The organism is Buttiauxella sp. AC142, from assembly GCF_979253435.1.
Genome location: NZ_CEEDCH010000001.1, coordinates 127,462 through 144,130, shown reverse-complemented (window position 1 = coordinate 144,130; position 16,669 = coordinate 127,462). Strand labels below are relative to the sequence as shown.

Here is a 16,669-nt window from a genome sequence, read left to right as displayed (position 1 = left end):
CCAAACGTAGGTCGGATAAGCGCAGCGTCATCCGACAAATCTGACGAAAGGGTGGATGACGCTAGCGGTACAAACCGGGCACATGGGTAACACTTTTTACCGCGCAATCGCCCAATTAATGGGGATCACGTTTGCCGCATGCTGGTAATCCAGCAATGGGTGCGGAACATAAGGCCCGGTCTGCCACTCCCCGCTTACCGCCGACTGTTGTAGCAACGATTTTCCCCCATTAATCCGCTCGATAACCGACTGATGCACCATCATTGACGAGCTAACGGGGGCAGGAAGCTGGCGCGGCATAATGCGCAAATAGCGCGTTGGCGGATACCATTCGCAGTGCATCGGACCAAGCGCATCAGACACCACTTCGCCCCGCGCCAAATGAATACCCAAATCATCGAGCGCATCGTGCATCCACAAATACGCGCCATTAGACAAACAGCGATCTTCATCAGTGCCGCTGTAATAACCGCCCACATCATGATGAATCCCCGGAAACATCACCTGCAAAATACGGTCACGGTTGTCCCACAGCACCGGGGTTAAATCGACGCGCTGTTCATCTATTGCAATCGCCTGTAGCCCGTATTTGACCCGCGAATGCAGCTCTGTACTGTGAAAGCGAAAAATATCGTAACGTTTGTCGTTGAAATATTTAGGAATGCCCATCTGCCCGACGGTTTCCCAGACCGCAACCGCTTCAATGGAAGCCGGGCGCGTAATACAAGTGGGATCAACGCTGTCACAGAAAAACCCAGGAAGCTCACGCAATACGCTGCCCAAAATACTCGGGCTCATATCCGGTGCATGAGCCAGATATTGCGCCCAGATGGACGAACCAAAACGCCAGGCCTCTTCTTTATTGCGCACGTTTAAATGCAGCCTGTCGCGGTTGAGTAAGCCGCGATCGACGATCATTTCTGCCAGCATTCGCGCGGTATAAGCCCCGTGGCTAAATCCGACAATATAAATCCGGTCGCCAGGCTGCCAGTGGCGGCTAATAAACGTATAGCCGCGAATAATCGGGATGATCAGGCTCGCGCCAAATGCGCCGCCCAGGCTTTTTACCAGGCCGTTATGCGGATCGCCCATGCCATGAATATATTTGGCCACTTGCAGCACATTGCCGCTGTTATCGGTAAGCGTCTTTTCTTGTTCATTTGCCAGCAGCAAACTTTGCTGGTCTACAGCACCTTTTAAATCAACGAATAACTGATAAACATTACTTGCCGCGGCTTCGTCATCCGCTTGTTCTTCAACACCAGGAGCGCTCCATGTGCCATCGGCACAAAAAATAATATTTTTGCTCATTGCTGAATTCCCAAGGCCAGAGGGTATCTGTAAGCAAAGCCAAAAACGAGACGCTAAACAATACGACAAATAGTTGATTAGCCTGATGACTTCCAGGCTGAGACTCACTCTTCATCATATGTACACTTATCCTTAACAAAATCGTCACATTTCATCGGCACCATGAGGCAACTTTTTAAGGAGCCGTGTGATGCAAACTATTATTCGCGTCAACAAACTGAGCAAAACCTTCAACCAGCATCAGGCATTAAATGCTGTTGATTTGGAAGTTAATGAAGGTGAGATGGTCGCTTTGCTGGGGCCGTCTGGTTCAGGAAAATCCACTCTCTTACGTCACCTAAGCGGCCTGATTACTTCTGATAAATCAGCCGATTGTCATGTTGAATTGCTTGGCCACACCGTCCAAAAAGCAGGCCGCCTGGCAAGCGATATCCGCAAGAGTCGTGCTCACACCGGCTACATCTTCCAGCAGTTCAACCTGGTGAATCGCCTGACGGTACTCGAAAACGTGCTGATTGGCGCGCTCGGTGCCACGCCGTTCTGGCGTACCTGTTTTAACTGGTTTACCCGCGAACAAAAGCAACGTGCGTTGCAGGCGCTGACCCGCGTCGGCATGGCGCAATTTGCGTATCAACGCGTCTCCACCCTGTCCGGTGGGCAACAGCAGCGCGTGGCGATTGCCCGGGCGCTGATGCAGCAGGCGAAAGTGATTCTGGCCGATGAGCCGATTGCCTCACTCGATCCGGAATCCGCACGCATCGTGATGGAAACGCTGCACGACATTAACCGTCTGGACGGCATCACCGTAGTCGTGACGCTGCATCAGGTGGATTACGCCCTGCGCTATTGCGAACGCATTGTCGCCCTGCGCCAGGGTCATGTTTTTTACGACGGAAGCAGCTCGGCGTTCGACAACGAACGGCTGGGAAATCTTTACCGCAGCATAAATCGCGTTGATGCGGTTGCTGCTTAACCACTTTGCTATCTACTTCAAGGAATAGTCAGCCATGAGCTACAAAGCCGTAAAAGCACTCGCCTTTACCAGCCTCCTGAGCGTTAGCGCCCTGTTCAACGCAGCCCATGCGGATGAGCAAGAAAAGTCCCTGAACTTCGGCATTATCTCCACCGAATCCCAGCAAAACCTGAAACCGCAGTGGGACCCGTTCCTGAAGGATATGGAGAAGAAACTGGGCGTGAAAGTGAATGCTTTCTTCGCGCCGGACTACGCCGGGATCATTCAGGGTATGCGTTTTAACAAAGTGGATATCGCCTGGTACGGCAACCTTTCGGCCATGGAAGCGGTGGATCGCGCCAACGGCCAGGTGTTTGCTCAGACGGTCGCGGCAGATGGATCGCCGGGTTACTGGAGCGTGTTGATCGTTAACAAAGACAGCCCAATCAATAATCTGCAGGACATGTTAGCGAAACGCAAAGAGCTGACTTTTGGCAACGGCGACCCGAACTCAACCTCGGGTTATCTGGTCCCTGGATACTACGTTTTCGCCAAAAACAACGCGGCACCGAACGAATTCAAACGCTCAGTGAATGCCAACCACGAAACCAACGCGCTGGCGGTGGCGAACAAACAGGTGGATGTGGCGACCAACAACACTGAAAACCTTGATCGTTTGAAGCAAACCGCCCCTGAGAAATTCAAAGATCTGAAAGTCATCTGGAAATCTCCGTTGATCCCAGGCGATCCGATCGTGTGGCGTAAAAACCTCTCCGAAGCCACCAAAGACAAAATCTATGACTTCTTCATGACTTACGGCAAAACGCCGGAAGAAGCTGCGGTGCTCAAAGGCCTGACCTGGGCGCCGTTCCGCCCATCCAGCGACCTGCAACTGGTGCCGATTCGCCAGCTCGCCCTGTTTAAACAGATGCAAGGTGTGAAGGACAACAAAGGGTTAGCCGAGCCGGAAAAAACCACCAAAGTCACTGCCCTGCAAAACCAGCTTAGTGACCTGGATCGTTTGACCGCCGCGCTTTCTGCGATGAGCAACGTGAATAAAGCGGTTCAGTAAATTGTTGGTGGATGACGCTTCGCTTATCCCCCCTACGGCCCAGAGCTTGTAGGTCGGGTAAGCGCAGCGTCACCCGACAGTGTTAAGCAAAACCCAAACACGGAGCACCCCATGCAACAAACCATTCAGGTCGCCGCACCAAAACGTAGCTGGTTCTCGCTACTGAGCTGGGCGATTTTGTTAGCGGTCCTCGTTGCGTCCTGGCAAGGCGCGGAAATGGCTCCGCTGACTCTGTTCCGCGATGCGGGCAACATGGCGACCTTCGCCGCCGATTTCTTCCCGCCTGATTTCAGCCAGTGGCAACAATACCTCGGTGAAATGGGCGTCACGCTACAAATCGCCGTCTGGGGCACAGCGCTGTCCATCGTGCTTTCCATTCCCTGCGGCCTGATGTGCGCCGACAATTTAGTGCCATGGTGGATTTACCAGCCGATGCGCCGCCTGATGGACGCCTGCCGCGCCATCAACGAAATGGTGTTCGCCATGCTGTTCGTGGTCGCCGTCGGTCTTGGTCCCTTCGCTGGCGTTTTAGCGCTGTTTATTCACACCACCGGCGTGCTGTCCAAACTGCTTTCTGAAGCGGTGGAAGCTATCGAACCCGGCCCGGTAGAAGGCATTCGCGCCACCGGTGCCAACAAACTTGAAGAGATTATCTACGGCGTACTGCCACAAGTGATGCCCCTGCTGATTTCCTACTCGCTGTATCGCTTTGAGTCGAACGTCCGTTCGGCAACGGTGGTTGGCATGGTGGGCGCAGGCGGGATTGGCGTAACACTTTGGGAAGCGATTCGTGGATTCCAGTTCCAGCAAACCTGCGCGCTGATGATTGTCATCATCATCACCGTCAGCCTGTTGGATTTCATGTCGCAACGGTTACGTAAGCATTTCATTTAACGAGGCTTTGTTGAAAATGCACTTATCCAGACATCCGACCAGTTACCCGACGCGTTACCAGGAAATCGCCGCCCTGCTCGAAGTGGAGCTGCGTAAAAACTACCGCTGCGGCGACTACCTGCCCGCCGAAAGCCAACTGGCAGCGCGTTATGAAGTGAATCGCCACACGCTGCGCCGCGCCATCGACCAGTTAGTTGAGAAAGGCTGGGTGCAGCGCCGCCAGGGAATTGGTGTGTTAGTGCTGATGCGCCCGTTCGACTACCCGTTAAATTCGCAAGCCCGCTTTAGCCAGAACCTGCTCGACCAGGGAAGCCACCCCACCAGCGAGCGCTTACTCGCGGTGCTGCGCCCGGCCTCCAATAGTGTGGCAGACGCGCTCGGCGTCACCGAAGGCGAGAACATTATTCACCTGCGCACACTGCGCCGCGTTAACGGCATCGCGGTGTGCCTGATTGACCATTACTTTGCGGAACTTGCCTGGTGGCCCACGCTGCAACAGTTCACCAGCGGTTCGCTGCACGACGTGATTCAGACCCAACTCGGTATCAACCTCACACGCACCCAAACACGCATCAGCGCACGCCGCGCTCAGGCCAAAGAAAGTCGCCTGCTGGAGATCCCGAATATGTCTCCGCTGCTGTGCGTGCGCACTCTCAACCACCATGAAGGTGACGCCTCGCCTGCGGAATACTCCGTCAGCCTGACGCGCGCCGACATGATTGAATTCACCATGGAGCACTAAATGGACGCACCGCATTTTGACACCGCACAGCGCCAGCAGTGGATGGCCGTGCTCGCCCACAGCCTGCCGCAAGAGTTGGCCGCCATTTGGGCAGAACAAAATCTCAACCCTGAATATCAAGTTATCCGCAAGGCCGAAACCGGACTTGCACAAATTCAGGCGCGAATGGGCGCAACCGGGCAACGCTTTTTTGCCGGTGACGCCACGCTAACCCGCGCCGTGGTGCAGCTCGCCAACGGGACTTACGGCTACAGCTACTTATTAGGGCGCGACAAAGCCCACGCCGAACGCTGTGCCGTGATCGACGCGCTGATGCAGGAAAAAGTTCGATTCCAGACTTTACAAGAAACTGTTATTGCGCCTCTGGCCGCCAATCGCGAACAGCGTTTAGCTGCTCGCCGCACCCAAATTAACAGCAGCCGAGTCGACTTCTTCACTCTGGTTCGCGGAGATAACGCATGACCCTGATGACCGCTTTCAACCTGCCCGTGCAGGACGCCCAACAGAGCTTCCGTCGCCTGCTAAAAGCGATGAGCGAGCCGGGCGTAATCGTCGCGCTGCATTCCCTGCAACATGGCTGGAAACCGCTGAACGTGGCCTCCACCAGCGTGCTGCTGACGCTTGCCGATAACGACACTCCGGTGTGGATTAGCGACGCTCTGAGCAATGACGTCACGCTGAAAAATGTCCGATTCCATACAAATGCCCCCATTTCCCTGACGCCTGAGCACGCGCAGTTTGCCGTCGCCGACGCAGAAATCACCGCCGGGCAGTTGAACGCGCTGGCGCAAGGCACCGACGTCGCCCCCGACACCAGCGCCACGCTGATTTTGCAGGTGCCGAGCCTGAGCGGTGGCCGCATGTTGCGCTTAACCGGCGCGGGTATTCGCGAAGAACGCATGATTGCCCCACAACTGCCGGACTGCGTGATCCACGAACTCACCGAGCGCCCGCACCCGTTCCCGCTGGGCATCGACCTGATTCTCACCTGCGGCGACCGCCTGCTGGCGATCCCTCGCACCACTCATGTGGAGGTGTGCTGATGTACGTCGCCGTCAAAGGGGGCGAGAAGGCGATAGCCGCCGCCCATCAATTGCAGGAACACAATCGTCGTGGCAACCAAAACCTGGCCGAACTGAGCGTCGCGCAAATCGAGCAACAGCTTGGCCTGGCGGTGGATCGCGTGATGACCGAAGGCGGTATTGCCGACCGGGAACTCGCCGCTCTCGCCATCAAACAGGCCAGCGGCGACATGGTCGAAGCCATCTTTCTGCTGCGCGCTTATCGCACCACGCTGCCGCGCCTGGCGGTGAGCGAGCCGCTGAACACTGCCGAGATGCGCATCGAGCGCCGAATTTCTGCGGTCTATAAAGACGTGCCGGGCGGGCAATTACTCGGCCCGACTTACGATTACACCCACCGTCTGCTGGATTTCACCTTGCTGGCAAACGGCGAAGCGCCACAGCTTAAAACCGCGGATGACCACGCCGAACCCGCGCCGCACGTATTCAGCCTGCTGGCAAAACAGGGGCTGGCGAAAGCCGAAGAAGATAACGGCGAAAAACCTGACGACATCACCCGCCAGCCGCCGGTTTACCCGTGTTCACGTTCCTCGCGCCTGCAACAACTGGTGCGCGGCGACGAAGGTTATTTGCTGGCCCTCGCCTATTCCACGCAGCGCGGCTACGGACGCAATCACCCGTTTGCGGCAGAGATTCGCAGTGGCTATGTCGATATAGAAATTGTGCCGGAAGAGCTGGGATTTGCACTTAACGTCGGCGAACTGCTGATTACTGAGTGCGAAATGGTCAATGGTTTTGTCGCCCCCGAAAATGAAGACCCGCACTTCACGCGCGGCTACGGGCTGGTGTTCGGCATGAGCGAACGCAAAGCGATGGCGATGGCGCTGGTTGACCGCGCGCTGCAAGCGCCGGACTACGATGAAACGGTAGCAGGCCCGGCGCAGGACGAAGAGTTCGTGCTGGCCCACGCTGATAACGTCGAAGCCGCCGGGTTTGTCTCGCACCTGAAACTGCCGCACTACGTCGATTTCCAGGCCGAACTGGAACTGCTCAAACGTCTGCAAAAGGAACGTCATCGTGACTAAGGCACTCTCCGGCTACAACTTTGCTTATCTGGATGAGCAAACCAAACGCACCCTGCGCCGCGCCATTCTCAAAGCGGTCGCCATTCCGGGTTATCAGGTGCCGTTTGGCGGGCGAGAAATGCCGATGCCCTATGGCTGGGGAACCGGCGGCATCCAGATCACTGCCAGCGTGATCGGCGAAAACGACGTGCTGAAGGTGATTGACCAGGGCGCAGACGACACCACCAACGCCGTGTCGATTCGCAACTTCTTCAAGCGCGTCACCAACGTGGCGACTACCGAATCCACCGCCGACGCCACGCTGATTCAGACGCGCCACCGCATCCCGGAAACGCCACTTCGTGAGGACCAGATCCTGATTTACCAGGTGCCAATCCCTGAGCCGCTGCGCTTTATCGAACCGCGCGAAACCGAAACCCGCACCATGCACGCGCTGGAAGAATACGGCGTGATGCAGGTGAAACTGTACGAAGACATCGCCCGTTTCGGCCATATCGCCACCACTTACGCCTACCCGGTGAAAGTGAACGAACGCTACGTGATGGACCCGTCGCCAATCCCGAAATTCGACAACCCGAAAATGGACATGATGCCCGCGCTGCAACTGTTCGGTGCCGGGCGTGAAAAACGCATCTACGCGGTGCCGCCGTTCACCCGCGTCGAAAGCCTCGATTTTGACGACCATCCGTTTACCGTCCAGGCGTGGGAAGAGCCTTGCGCGATTTGCGGTTCGCACCACAGCTACCTTGACGAAGTGGTGCTCGACGATGCGGGCAACCGCATGTTCGTCTGCTCCGATACCGATTTCTGCCGCCAGAACAGCGAGGCCGCAAGCAAATGACTCAACCCTTACTTTCGGTCAATAACCTGACCCACCTGTACGCGCCGGGCAAAGGCTTCAGCGATGTGTCATTCGAGCTTTATCCTGGCGAAGTGCTGGGGATAGTCGGTGAGTCTGGCTCCGGTAAAACCACGCTGCTGAAATCCATTTCTGCCCGCCTCGCGCCGCAAAACGGCGAAGTGGTGTATCTCGATTCTTCTTTATATGACATGAGCGAAGGCGAGCGCCGCCTCCTGCTGCGCACCGAATGGGGCGTGGTTCACCAGCATGCGATGGACGGCCTGCGCCGCCACGTTTCGGCGGGCGGCAACATCGGCGAGCGTTTAATGGCAACCGGCGCACGCCATTACGGTGACATTCGTGCCACCGCCGAGCGCTGGTTAGAAGAGGTGGAAATCCCGGCTTCGCGCATCGACGACCTGCCAACCACCTTTTCCGGCGGGATGCAGCAGCGTCTGCAAATTGCCCGCAATCTGGTGACGCACCCGAAACTGGTGTTTATGGACGAGCCAACCGGCGGGCTGGATGTTTCGGTGCAGGCGCGTTTGCTCGACCTGCTGCGCGGCCTGGTGCGTGAGCTGAACCTGGCGGTGGTGATTGTCACCCACGATTTGGGCGTGGCGCGTTTGCTGGCCGACCGCCTGCTGGTGATGAAACAGGGGCAAGTGGTGGAAAGCGGCCTGACCGACCGTGTGCTGGACGACCCGCACCATCCGTATACCCAGTTGTTGGTGTCATCGGTGTTGCAGAACTGACATTTGTCGGATGACGACGCTGACGCGTCTTATCCGACCTACGAACAACGAACCTGTAGGTCGGATAAGGCGAAGCCGTCATCCGACGTCATGGCAGACGTTTTAAGGAACCAACATGTACAGATTACGGGTTGAAAACCTCAGCAAAACCTTTGTGTTACACCATCAACACGGCATCCGTTTGCCGGTGCTGGCGAATGCCTCTCTGGAAGTGGAATCGGGCGAATGTGTGGTGCTGCACGGCCATTCCGGCAGCGGAAAATCCACTTTGTTGCGCTCGCTGTACGCCAACTATTTGCCTGACCAGGGCCATATCTGGGTCAAACATAACGACGAGTGGCTCGATATTGTGCAGGCTCCGGCGCGTGACGTGCTGGCGGTGCGCCGCCAGACCATCGGCTGGGTGAGCCAGTTTTTGCGTGTCATCCCGCGAATTTCAGCGCTTGAAGTCGTGATGCAGCCGCTGCTGGATTTGGGCGTCTCGCGTGACGTCTGTGAAGACAAAGCGTCCATGCTGCTGACGCGCCTGAATGTGCCGGAGCGCCTGTGGAACCTGGCTCCATCAACGTTTTCCGGCGGCGAACAGCAACGCGTAAACATCGCCCGTGGCTTTATCGTCGACTACCCGATTTTGCTGCTTGATGAACCGACGGCCTCGCTGGATGCGAAAAATAGCGCCGCCGTGGTGGATTTGATACTGGAAGCCAAAGCGCGCGGCGCGGCAGTGGTCGGGATTTTCCACGATGAAAGCGTGCGCAACCAGGTCGCAGATCGTTTACACAATATGGCAACCGTTGAGGCCAAAAATGATCATTAATAACGTCAAGCTGGTGCTGGAAAATGAAGTGGTTAACGGCTCGCTGGAAGTGGCCGACGGTGTGATTCGTAATTTTGCCGACAGCCCAAGCCAGTTGCCGCAGGCGCAAGATGGCGAAGGTGGCTGGCTGCTGCCGGGGCTTATCGAGCTGCATACCGACAACCTCGACAAATTCTTTACCCCACGCCCAAAAGTCGACTGGCCCGCGCATTCGGCGATGAGCAGCCACGATGCTTTAATGGTGGCGAGCGGGATCACGACCGTGCTCGATGCCGTCGCCCTTGGCGATGTGCGCGACGGCGGCGACCGTCTGGAAAACTTAGAGAAAATGATCAACGCGGTGATGGACAGCCAGGCGCGTGGCGTGAACCGCGCCGAGCACCGCCTGCATCTGCGCTGCGAACTACCGCACCACACCACGCTGCCGCTGTTCCAGCAGTTGATCGACCGTGGCGGCGTGTCGCTGGTGTCGTTGATGGACCATTCGCCAGGCCAGCGTCAGTTCTCCAACCTGGTGAAGTATCGCGAATATTATCAGGGAAAATATCAGCTTAACGACGCCGACATGGACCGCTATGAAGCGGAACAGCTGGCGCTGGCTGAACGCTGGTCGCAACCCAACCGCCTGGCGATTGCCACTGAATGCCGCGCTCGCAATATTGCGCTCGCCAGTCACGACGACGCCACCCGTGCGCACGTCGCAGAATCTCACGAACTGGGCAGCGTCATCGCCGAGTTCCCGACCACGCTGGAAGCCGCACAGGCGTCGCGCCAGCATGGTTTGAGCGTATTAATGGGCGCACCGAATATCGTGCGCGGCGGGTCGCATTCCGGCAACGTGGCGGCACATGAACTTGCACAAGTTGGCCTGCTGGATATTCTCTCCTCCGACTATTATCCGGCGAGTTTGCTGGATGCCGCGTTCCGGGTGGCTTTTGAAGAAACCAACCATTTCACCCTGGCGCAGGCCGTGGCACTGGTGACGCGCAACCCGGCCAAAGCGCTGAATCTTGACGACCGTGGCGTGCTTGCGGAAGGCAAACGTGCCGATATGGTACTGGCGCATCAGCATGGCGATCACATTCACGTCGGCCACGTCTGGCGTCAGGGAATACGGGTGTTCTGATGAACAAAATAGTCTGGTTGATGGGGCCGTCAGGCTCCGGGAAAGACAGCCTGCTCGGCGCGCTGCGCCAGCAGGAGAATAATCAACTGCTGGTGGCGCACCGATATATCACCCGCGCCGCCGACGCTGGCTGTGAAAATCATATCGCTCTGAGTGAAAAGGAGTTTACCCAGCGCCAGCGCCAGGGCTTGTTTGCCCTGTGCTGGCAGGCGCATCACCAACGTTACGGCGTGGGCATCGAGCTGGATATCTGGCTCGATTCCGGGTTCGACGTGGTGGTGAACGGTTCGCGCCAGCATCTGGCCCAGGCACGGGCGCGTTATGGCAAAGCGTTAGTGCCCATTTGCCTGCATGTTTCGACGGACGTTTTGCGCCAGCGCCTTGAAGCTCGCGGGCGCGAAACCGCGCTGCAAATCGAGCAGCGCCTGCAACGTGCGGCACTTTACGCCCCGAATTTGGACGAGTGCTTGATACTGAATAACGACGATAGTCTTGATGAATCTGTCTCGTCGTTTATACATTTGATCTATTGAGCTGCTTTAATGTCGGATGACGCTACGCTTATCCGACCTACAAGTGCATGATTTTGTAGGGTGGATAAGCGTAGCGTCATCCACCAAATTCACAAGGAAACGCGCCATGCTTGAATTACGCCGCGCCACACTCGCCGATAGCGATGCCGTTTACGCTTTGATTTGTGAGCTAAAACAGGCGGAGTTTAACCGCCAGGCATTTAACGTGGGTTTCGCAGCCAACCTCGACGATCGCAACTTATGCTACCAACTTGCGTTACTTAACGGTGCTGTTGTCGGCATGATCAGTTTGCATATGCAATTTCACCTGCACCATGTGAACTGGGTGGGTGAAATCCAGGAGCTGGTGGTGATGCCCGCCGCACGCGGCCACGGCGTGGGCAGCAAACTGTTAGCCTGGGCAGAAGAACAGGCGCGGATTGCAGGCGCGGAACTCACCGAGCTTTCCACCAGCGCCAAACGCCTCGACGCGCACCGTTTCTACCAGCGCGAAGGCTATCAAAATACCCATTTCCGCTTTACTAAACCGGTGGAGAGTTTGAGTGAGCCTGACGTTAACCCTTAGCGGAACCGGCGGTGCGCAACTGGTACCCGCCTTCGGCTGTTCTTGCGCGGCCTGCGAGCGTGCGCGCAATCATCCACACTATCGCCGCAAGCCTTGCAGCGCAGTCGTGAAGTTTAACGACGCGGTCACGCTGCTGGATGCGGGCATTCCCGATTTAATGGACCACTGGCTGCCTGGAGAATTTCAGCAGTTTTTGCTCACCCATTACCATATGGACCACGTTCAGGGCTTGTTCCCGCTACGTTGGGGCGTGGGCGATAAAATCCCGGTTTACGGCCCACCGGATGAGCAAGGCTGCGACGATCTGTTTAAACATCCTGGAATTCTCGATTTCAGCCACACGCTGGAACCGTTTGTCGGGTTTACGCTGCAGGCGCTGTGCATAACCCCTCTGCCGCTCAACCATTCAAAACTCACTTTTGGTTATTTGTTTGAAACTCCGCACAGCCGTGTGGCGTGGCTATGCGACACCGCTGGCCTGCCGGAAAAAACGCTGAAGTTTCTGGCGAACAATAAACCGCAGGTGATTGTGATTGATTGCAGCCACGAACCGCGTACCGAAACGCCGAAAAACCATTGCGATTTCAATACGGTTTTCGAGTTGAATAAACACATGGATTGCCCGCGCGTGATCCTCACACACATCAGCCATCAATTTGATTGCTGGCTGATGGACAATGCGTTGCCGCAAGGGTTTGAAGCCGGGTTTGACGGGATGGTTATTCGGGTGGATTAGTGTTTTTGTCGGATGACGCCTGCGGCTTATCCGACCTACGATTTGCGATTTTGTAGGGTGGATAAGCCGTAGGCGTCATCCACCGGCTTTTCGTTCTCCGGCTTGAAAATCTTCGACTTTCCCCGCCCAATCCGCTGGATAAAGCCCATTTCTGACATCACGGTGAAAAGACGAATACGGCCACTCACTGGCTGATTTCCCTAATCCATGCTTAACCGGGTTGATATACACGTAATCGACATGCGCCTGATAATCCCGCTCATCCCGAATGCTGTGCTCCCAAAAACGTTTTTGCCAGACGGTGGTGTTTCCAGAAAAAGATTTTGTGAAGGTCTTTTTGATTGCTCGCCAGCGCTGAGAGTAGTTGCTGTCATTTGCAGGTAGCGTCCAGACGCAATGCATATGGTCCGGCAAGATAATCCAGGCGTTTATCTCGAAAGGGTAGCGTTGTTTTACCTTTCGAATGGATTGCCTTAACTCAACAATCTTTCTGGTGAGCAAATCGGATTGACGGTCATGCAGGTTTACAGTGAAGAACCATGTTCCACCCGCAACACGCATACGGCGGTAATTCGACATTGAAGCATCCTTGTTTGTTGTCGTATGACGCTTCGCTTATCCGACCTACGAAGCTACCAGAAGAACATATCACGCGGGTATCCGGTTCTTTTTTCCCTTACCAAAAACCGGATACCCGCTCGCAAAGTTTTGCTCTAGCGGAAATTAATATCTCTGTCGCTCGTCATGCCATACAGCTCAAACTTGCGCCCCAGCATCTGCCCGCCGTCACGTGTTAATGGCGTCCAGCTGACCTGCGCGCGGCTGCGGGTTGGCGATGAAGAGAAGATATCCAGCGGCACATTGACGTAGAAACCTTTGGTGAAATCCCCTTCCCCGTACTCTTCTTTCGAGACGTTGGTGATCGTCGCGTAGGTGCCGACCACCACGCCGCTGTCGAAGCGTTTCGAGATTTCCAGCGTGCCGCCTTTATCTTTCGCCAGATACTGGCCGATGCTGAGTTTAACCAGCACATCGTCCGCAAACGGTGGCGTCCAGTAACCGGTGATATGGCCGGTTGGTGCGCTGTAATCGGTGAACTTCATCATGTCCAGCGAGCTGGTCCAGTCACGCTGTTTGACGTAGTTGGCGTTGGCACCAATCGCCCAGTTGCTATCGACCGGGCGGTACAACACTTCCGCGCCCACGCCGCCGTACATGGTTTCGAGATAGCCGCCGTAAACCTGCCCGTACCAACTGTTGCCCAGGTACTGGAAGTAGTTGGCTTGCAGGTTATTGACGTAAACATCATTTTCAACGTAGTCGCGAACGTGGGTACGCACACGCGGCAGCGTCGAGTCGTTCGGCGGATTGGTGTAGTTAAATTTGTCGTAGTTATTGGCGATGTTAGCAAACAGGCTGCCGGTGGTGAGCAAGTGGTCCGTGACCCACCAGTCGGCGGTTCCCATCACGCCAACCTGATACATATAGAAGCTTTCCGGCCCGCCAACCGACTGGTTGAGCACCGGGTTTATCGCGAAATTCACCTTTGATTTGTCGATGAAATACCCTTGCTCGGTTTTCTCAGGGATCACCGGCTCGACGCGTTTTTGCACCAGTTGTGTTTCATGCCCCAGCGGCTCGCCTTGCAGATGGTTTTGCAGGCTGGCGACATCCGTTTCCGTCGTCACCTGCGGCATATTCAGGCGCGTTTCGGTGATGCGGAGGGTGCGAATATTTTCCGGCAGGTCGTTCATGATAATGCGGTTGGCGCGTTCAATACCTTCGCGGGAATCACGGTATTTCACCTGCTCGCCGGTTACATACAGCGTATCGCCTTTCACCTGGATATTCGGGTTGGCCAGCCCCGCGTTGTATTTAAGCTGTGTGAGCTGATTGGCGACCACCGTCGGCTGGAGAATTTCATCTTGCGGTTGCGGCTGGTATTGCGGGCGACGATTGTCGTTATAGCCCGGTCGCAAATCGTTGAAGTTGGTCCGCAACGTCACGCCAAACATGAAGGTGTTGCCGCGTTCGTAGCTGACGTTAACGTCGGCCCAATCGGCGACACGGTAGATAGCGCCGACGTTAACGTTGCTACGCTGCTCGAGTTTCCCGGCAAAATCCTGGGTGTAATTATTGCCTTCATATTCCACTTTCAGGCGCAGCGGTTGCCATGGAGTCTGGTATTCAATGCCGCCAAACAGGGATGCCGGGCCGTGGAACATGCCGCTAAAGTTGAACGAACCCGCCTGATTGTAGCTGTTATCACGATAGCAATAACCGTCGCTGACTTCGCAGAATGGGTTTTTCACGTTACCGCTGGTGCCCATGTAGCCCCAGCCCATTCCGAGGGTAAAGTCGAACGGCCCCCAGGCTTTGCTCGCCACAATATATTCACTGTCGAACAACCCGGTGCCGCCTAAATCGCGCACGCCGACCGCCACTTGCGGCAGGTAATATCCCTCTTCCCAGAGGCGCACTTTCATGTCGAACGCTTTGTCTTTGTAGGTTTGATTACCCGAGAAAGCCTCGACGCTGCTGTATTGTTTGGTACGCACGTCGGTGTAGCGCAGCGTGGTTTCAAGCCACGGGAAGAGCTGCACCGAAGCGGAGTAAAAGCGGTATTGGTCGTTATCGCGATAGTTAAGGCTGAATTCGCCCTCACGCGCCATGCGTGCCGTTGGGGTTTGTAGCAAACCGACGCCGCCGAAATCCGATTGTGACGGGCCAACAGGTGCCGGAAAAGTTTCGGCATGGCAGGCCGCGGAGACCGCCAGCGCCAGCAAGCTGTAGAGCGTTTTATTCTTCATCAATCCGGTCTCCGATGGGTCAGAGAGTTGAGGATTTGCTGATTCAGGCTGTTGAAATCAGAGTTAAAAAGTCGGTCGCTGAAACCGACAAACAGGATGCTGCCGGGAGTGAGTTCCACATGGCGTTTATTCCAGTACGCGACCGGCGCTTTTTGCGTTTTGCCGTCCGGGTAAATCACCCACGCATAGCTGCGGTCAGCCCCGCTGAGTTTGTCGATGCCATCCAGATATTCATCGGCACTGCGCCCGGCCACAAACGGCTTCTCGCCCGGCGAGCTGACCAAACCCATCAGCGTGATGGTGGTCGGCTGTGCGCCGGTCCACAGGCTGTATTCGCCCTGAAGTGGGACGTTGGCACGCGGGCGAACGCGCACCCAGTCAGGATCGAGGTCAACAAACTGCCGTCCGGTGACGTGTATGGCCTGCATCTGCTGGCGCATGCCGTTGATAGCTGCGGCGTCGTCGCCGTCTTCCTGCGCGGCAAATTCGCTTAACTGAGCCAGTAATTTCTGGTGCTGTTGTTCTGCCGCAGCAGATGCCTGGCGTTCGCTGATGACGGCACCCGGCCACCAGGCGTTTGCCAGTGCAGGCTGCGTGACTAAATCAGCCAGTCTTTCTACGTTTTTAATGGTTTGATTTTGTGGGTAAATCGTCACGTTTCCGGCAGCGTAAGCATTGAATACCAGGGTGGATAAGGTGAGCGCCGCAAAAACGTGTCGGATGACGCTGCGCTTATCCGACCTACGTTTTATTTTCATTCTTTCGCCGCCTTCAACAGGATCGTGTTAACAGGCCAGTAATCGGGGCCAAGATATTGTTTTGACTGGCGGATATGACCTTCGCTGTCTACCCAGAAGCGGTTATGCCAGGTTTTGCCGTCGGCAGTAATTTCTTCGTCGAGCACGCGAACCGGCGTGGTACTCATCGCCACTTTTAGCGTGTCGGTACCGTCCCAGGTGAAGGTCGAACGCGCCGTCGCCATGCGCACCTGTTGGTGTTCAGTCCAGGCCATTTGCCGCGTCCAGCTTGCGCCATCAATAATCTGATTCGGGTTGGTTAGCGGGTCGTTTGCCAGGTTAGTGACCTGCTGGAGGTTGTCGCCAAGCCCGGTGGTTTTCACGATGCGGGCATGTTCGGTGACGATCATCGAGCGGTCTTGCGTCACCCATTTTTGTTGGCCGTTTTCGTCAAAGGCCAGCACCACAAAAATTTGCGGGCCGTTATTGATGCGCATGTACTGGCTGGCGTAGCGCATATTTTGAATTTCATCATGAGTTAGCTGTATGCCGTCATCCCCCACCATGCTGTGCCAGAGCGAGGAGCCAAGGCCTTTGGTGGTGTCGGAACATGCCTGAAGTAACAGGCAAGAAAGAAGAATTACGAGTCGCTGCACGAGGTTTCCCCGGAG

At 56.0% G+C, this 16,669-nt stretch carries 19 protein-coding genes; 14 read left to right on the top strand and 5 right to left on the bottom strand.

Annotation, left to right across the window (positions count from 1 at the left end; genetic code table 11):
• Positions 1-96: 96 nt before the first annotated feature.
• Positions 97-1,311, bottom strand: coding sequence for a phospholipase effector Tle1 domain-containing protein (locus AC0IWZ_RS00580; protein ID WP_410373565.1), 1,215 nt, complete (start codon positions 1,309-1,311; stop codon positions 97-99).
• Positions 1,312-1,501: 190 nt separating this feature from the next.
• Here AC0IWZ_RS00580 and phnC point away from each other — a divergent pair, with 190 nt between their 5' ends.
• The 14 genes from phnC (at position 1,502) to phnP (ending at position 12,451) form a co-directional block, all read left to right on the top strand.
• The gene (gene phnC / locus AC0IWZ_RS00575; protein ID WP_471678390.1) at positions 1,502-2,284 is read left to right on the top strand and encodes a phosphonate ABC transporter ATP-binding protein; all 783 of its coding nucleotides are present in this window, start codon (positions 1,502-1,504) and stop codon (positions 2,282-2,284) included.
• A 34-nt stretch (positions 2,285-2,318) separates the two neighbouring features.
• Positions 2,319-3,335, top strand: coding sequence for a phosphonate ABC transporter substrate-binding protein (phnD, locus tag AC0IWZ_RS00570; RefSeq protein ID WP_410373564.1), 1,017 nt, complete (start codon positions 2,319-2,321; stop codon positions 3,333-3,335).
• Positions 3,336-3,446: 111 nt separating this feature from the next.
• Positions 3,447-4,229, top strand: a complete 783-nt coding sequence (gene phnE / locus AC0IWZ_RS00565) for a phosphonate ABC transporter, permease protein PhnE (RefSeq protein ID WP_034492575.1) — start codon at positions 3,447-3,449, stop codon at positions 4,227-4,229.
• A gap of 16 nt (positions 4,230-4,245) precedes the next feature.
• Complete coding sequence (gene phnF, locus AC0IWZ_RS00560; protein WP_034492573.1) at positions 4,246-4,971, top strand: phosphonate metabolism transcriptional regulator PhnF; 726 nt, start codon at positions 4,246-4,248, stop codon at positions 4,969-4,971.
• Positions 4,972-5,433: a phosphonate C-P lyase system protein PhnG gene (gene phnG / locus AC0IWZ_RS00555; RefSeq protein WP_034492571.1), complete on the top strand. Its 462-nt coding sequence runs from the start codon at positions 4,972-4,974 to the stop codon at positions 5,431-5,433.
• On the top strand, positions 5,430-6,014 hold the full coding sequence (gene phnH / locus AC0IWZ_RS00550; RefSeq protein WP_471678391.1) for a phosphonate C-P lyase system protein PhnH: 585 nt from the start codon (positions 5,430-5,432) through the stop codon (positions 6,012-6,014). The genes phnG and phnH overlap by 4 nt, the downstream gene beginning before the upstream one ends.
• On the top strand, positions 6,014-7,078 hold the full coding sequence (locus AC0IWZ_RS00545) for a carbon-phosphorus lyase complex subunit (protein WP_471678392.1): 1,065 nt from the start codon (positions 6,014-6,016) through the stop codon (positions 7,076-7,078). The genes phnH and AC0IWZ_RS00545 overlap by 1 nt, the downstream gene beginning before the upstream one ends.
• A complete protein-coding gene (locus tag AC0IWZ_RS00540; RefSeq protein ID WP_034492565.1) occupies positions 7,071-7,919 on the top strand; it encodes an alpha-D-ribose 1-methylphosphonate 5-phosphate C-P-lyase PhnJ in 849 nt (282 codons plus the stop codon). The genes AC0IWZ_RS00545 and AC0IWZ_RS00540 overlap by 8 nt, the downstream gene beginning before the upstream one ends.
• Positions 7,916-8,674, top strand: coding sequence for a phosphonate C-P lyase system protein PhnK (gene phnK, locus AC0IWZ_RS00535; protein WP_471678393.1), 759 nt, complete (start codon positions 7,916-7,918; stop codon positions 8,672-8,674). The genes AC0IWZ_RS00540 and phnK overlap by 4 nt, the downstream gene beginning before the upstream one ends.
• Positions 8,675-8,789: 115 nt before the next feature.
• Positions 8,790-9,491 carry a phosphonate C-P lyase system protein PhnL gene (gene phnL, locus AC0IWZ_RS00530; protein ID WP_034492559.1) on the top strand — a complete coding sequence of 234 codons (702 nt, stop codon included), beginning with the start codon at positions 8,790-8,792 and terminating at the stop codon, positions 9,489-9,491.
• Positions 9,481-10,617: an alpha-D-ribose 1-methylphosphonate 5-triphosphate diphosphatase gene (gene phnM / locus AC0IWZ_RS00525; RefSeq protein WP_471678394.1), complete on the top strand. Its 1,137-nt coding sequence runs from the start codon at positions 9,481-9,483 to the stop codon at positions 10,615-10,617. Before phnL ends, phnM begins: the two co-directional genes overlap by 11 nt.
• Complete coding sequence (gene phnN / locus AC0IWZ_RS00520) at positions 10,617-11,150, top strand: ribose 1,5-bisphosphokinase (RefSeq protein WP_115631473.1); 534 nt, start codon at positions 10,617-10,619, stop codon at positions 11,148-11,150. The genes phnM and phnN overlap by 1 nt, the downstream gene beginning before the upstream one ends.
• Positions 11,151-11,256: 106 nt before the next feature.
• Entirely contained in the window at positions 11,257-11,715 is a 459-nt protein-coding gene (gene phnO, locus AC0IWZ_RS00515) for an aminoalkylphosphonate N-acetyltransferase (RefSeq protein ID WP_034492551.1), read from the top strand.
• Complete coding sequence (gene phnP, locus AC0IWZ_RS00510) at positions 11,693-12,451, top strand: phosphonate metabolism protein PhnP (RefSeq protein WP_471678395.1); 759 nt, start codon at positions 11,693-11,695, stop codon at positions 12,449-12,451. The genes phnO and phnP overlap by 23 nt, the downstream gene beginning before the upstream one ends.
• Positions 12,452-12,526: 75 nt before the next feature.
• On the opposite strand, the gene AC0IWZ_RS00505 is transcribed toward phnP, so the two are convergent.
• From AC0IWZ_RS00505 to AC0IWZ_RS00490, 4 genes are all read right to left on the bottom strand, one after another.
• Complete coding sequence (locus AC0IWZ_RS00505) at positions 12,527-13,030, bottom strand: REP-associated tyrosine transposase (RefSeq protein ID WP_471678396.1); 504 nt, start codon at positions 13,028-13,030, stop codon at positions 12,527-12,529.
• 134 nt (positions 13,031-13,164) lie between these two features.
• Positions 13,165-15,261, bottom strand: coding sequence for a YjbH domain-containing protein (locus AC0IWZ_RS00500; protein WP_034492546.1), 2,097 nt, complete (start codon positions 15,259-15,261; stop codon positions 13,165-13,167).
• On the bottom strand, positions 15,261-16,019 hold the full coding sequence (locus tag AC0IWZ_RS00495; protein ID WP_471678397.1) for a capsule biosynthesis GfcC family protein: 759 nt from the start codon (positions 16,017-16,019) through the stop codon (positions 15,261-15,263). Before AC0IWZ_RS00495 ends, AC0IWZ_RS00500 begins: the two co-directional genes overlap by 1 nt.
• Positions 16,016-16,654: a YjbF family lipoprotein gene (locus tag AC0IWZ_RS00490; protein WP_471678398.1), complete on the bottom strand. Its 639-nt coding sequence runs from the start codon at positions 16,652-16,654 to the stop codon at positions 16,016-16,018. Before AC0IWZ_RS00490 ends, AC0IWZ_RS00495 begins: the two co-directional genes overlap by 4 nt.
• Positions 16,655-16,669 lie beyond the last annotated feature (15 nt).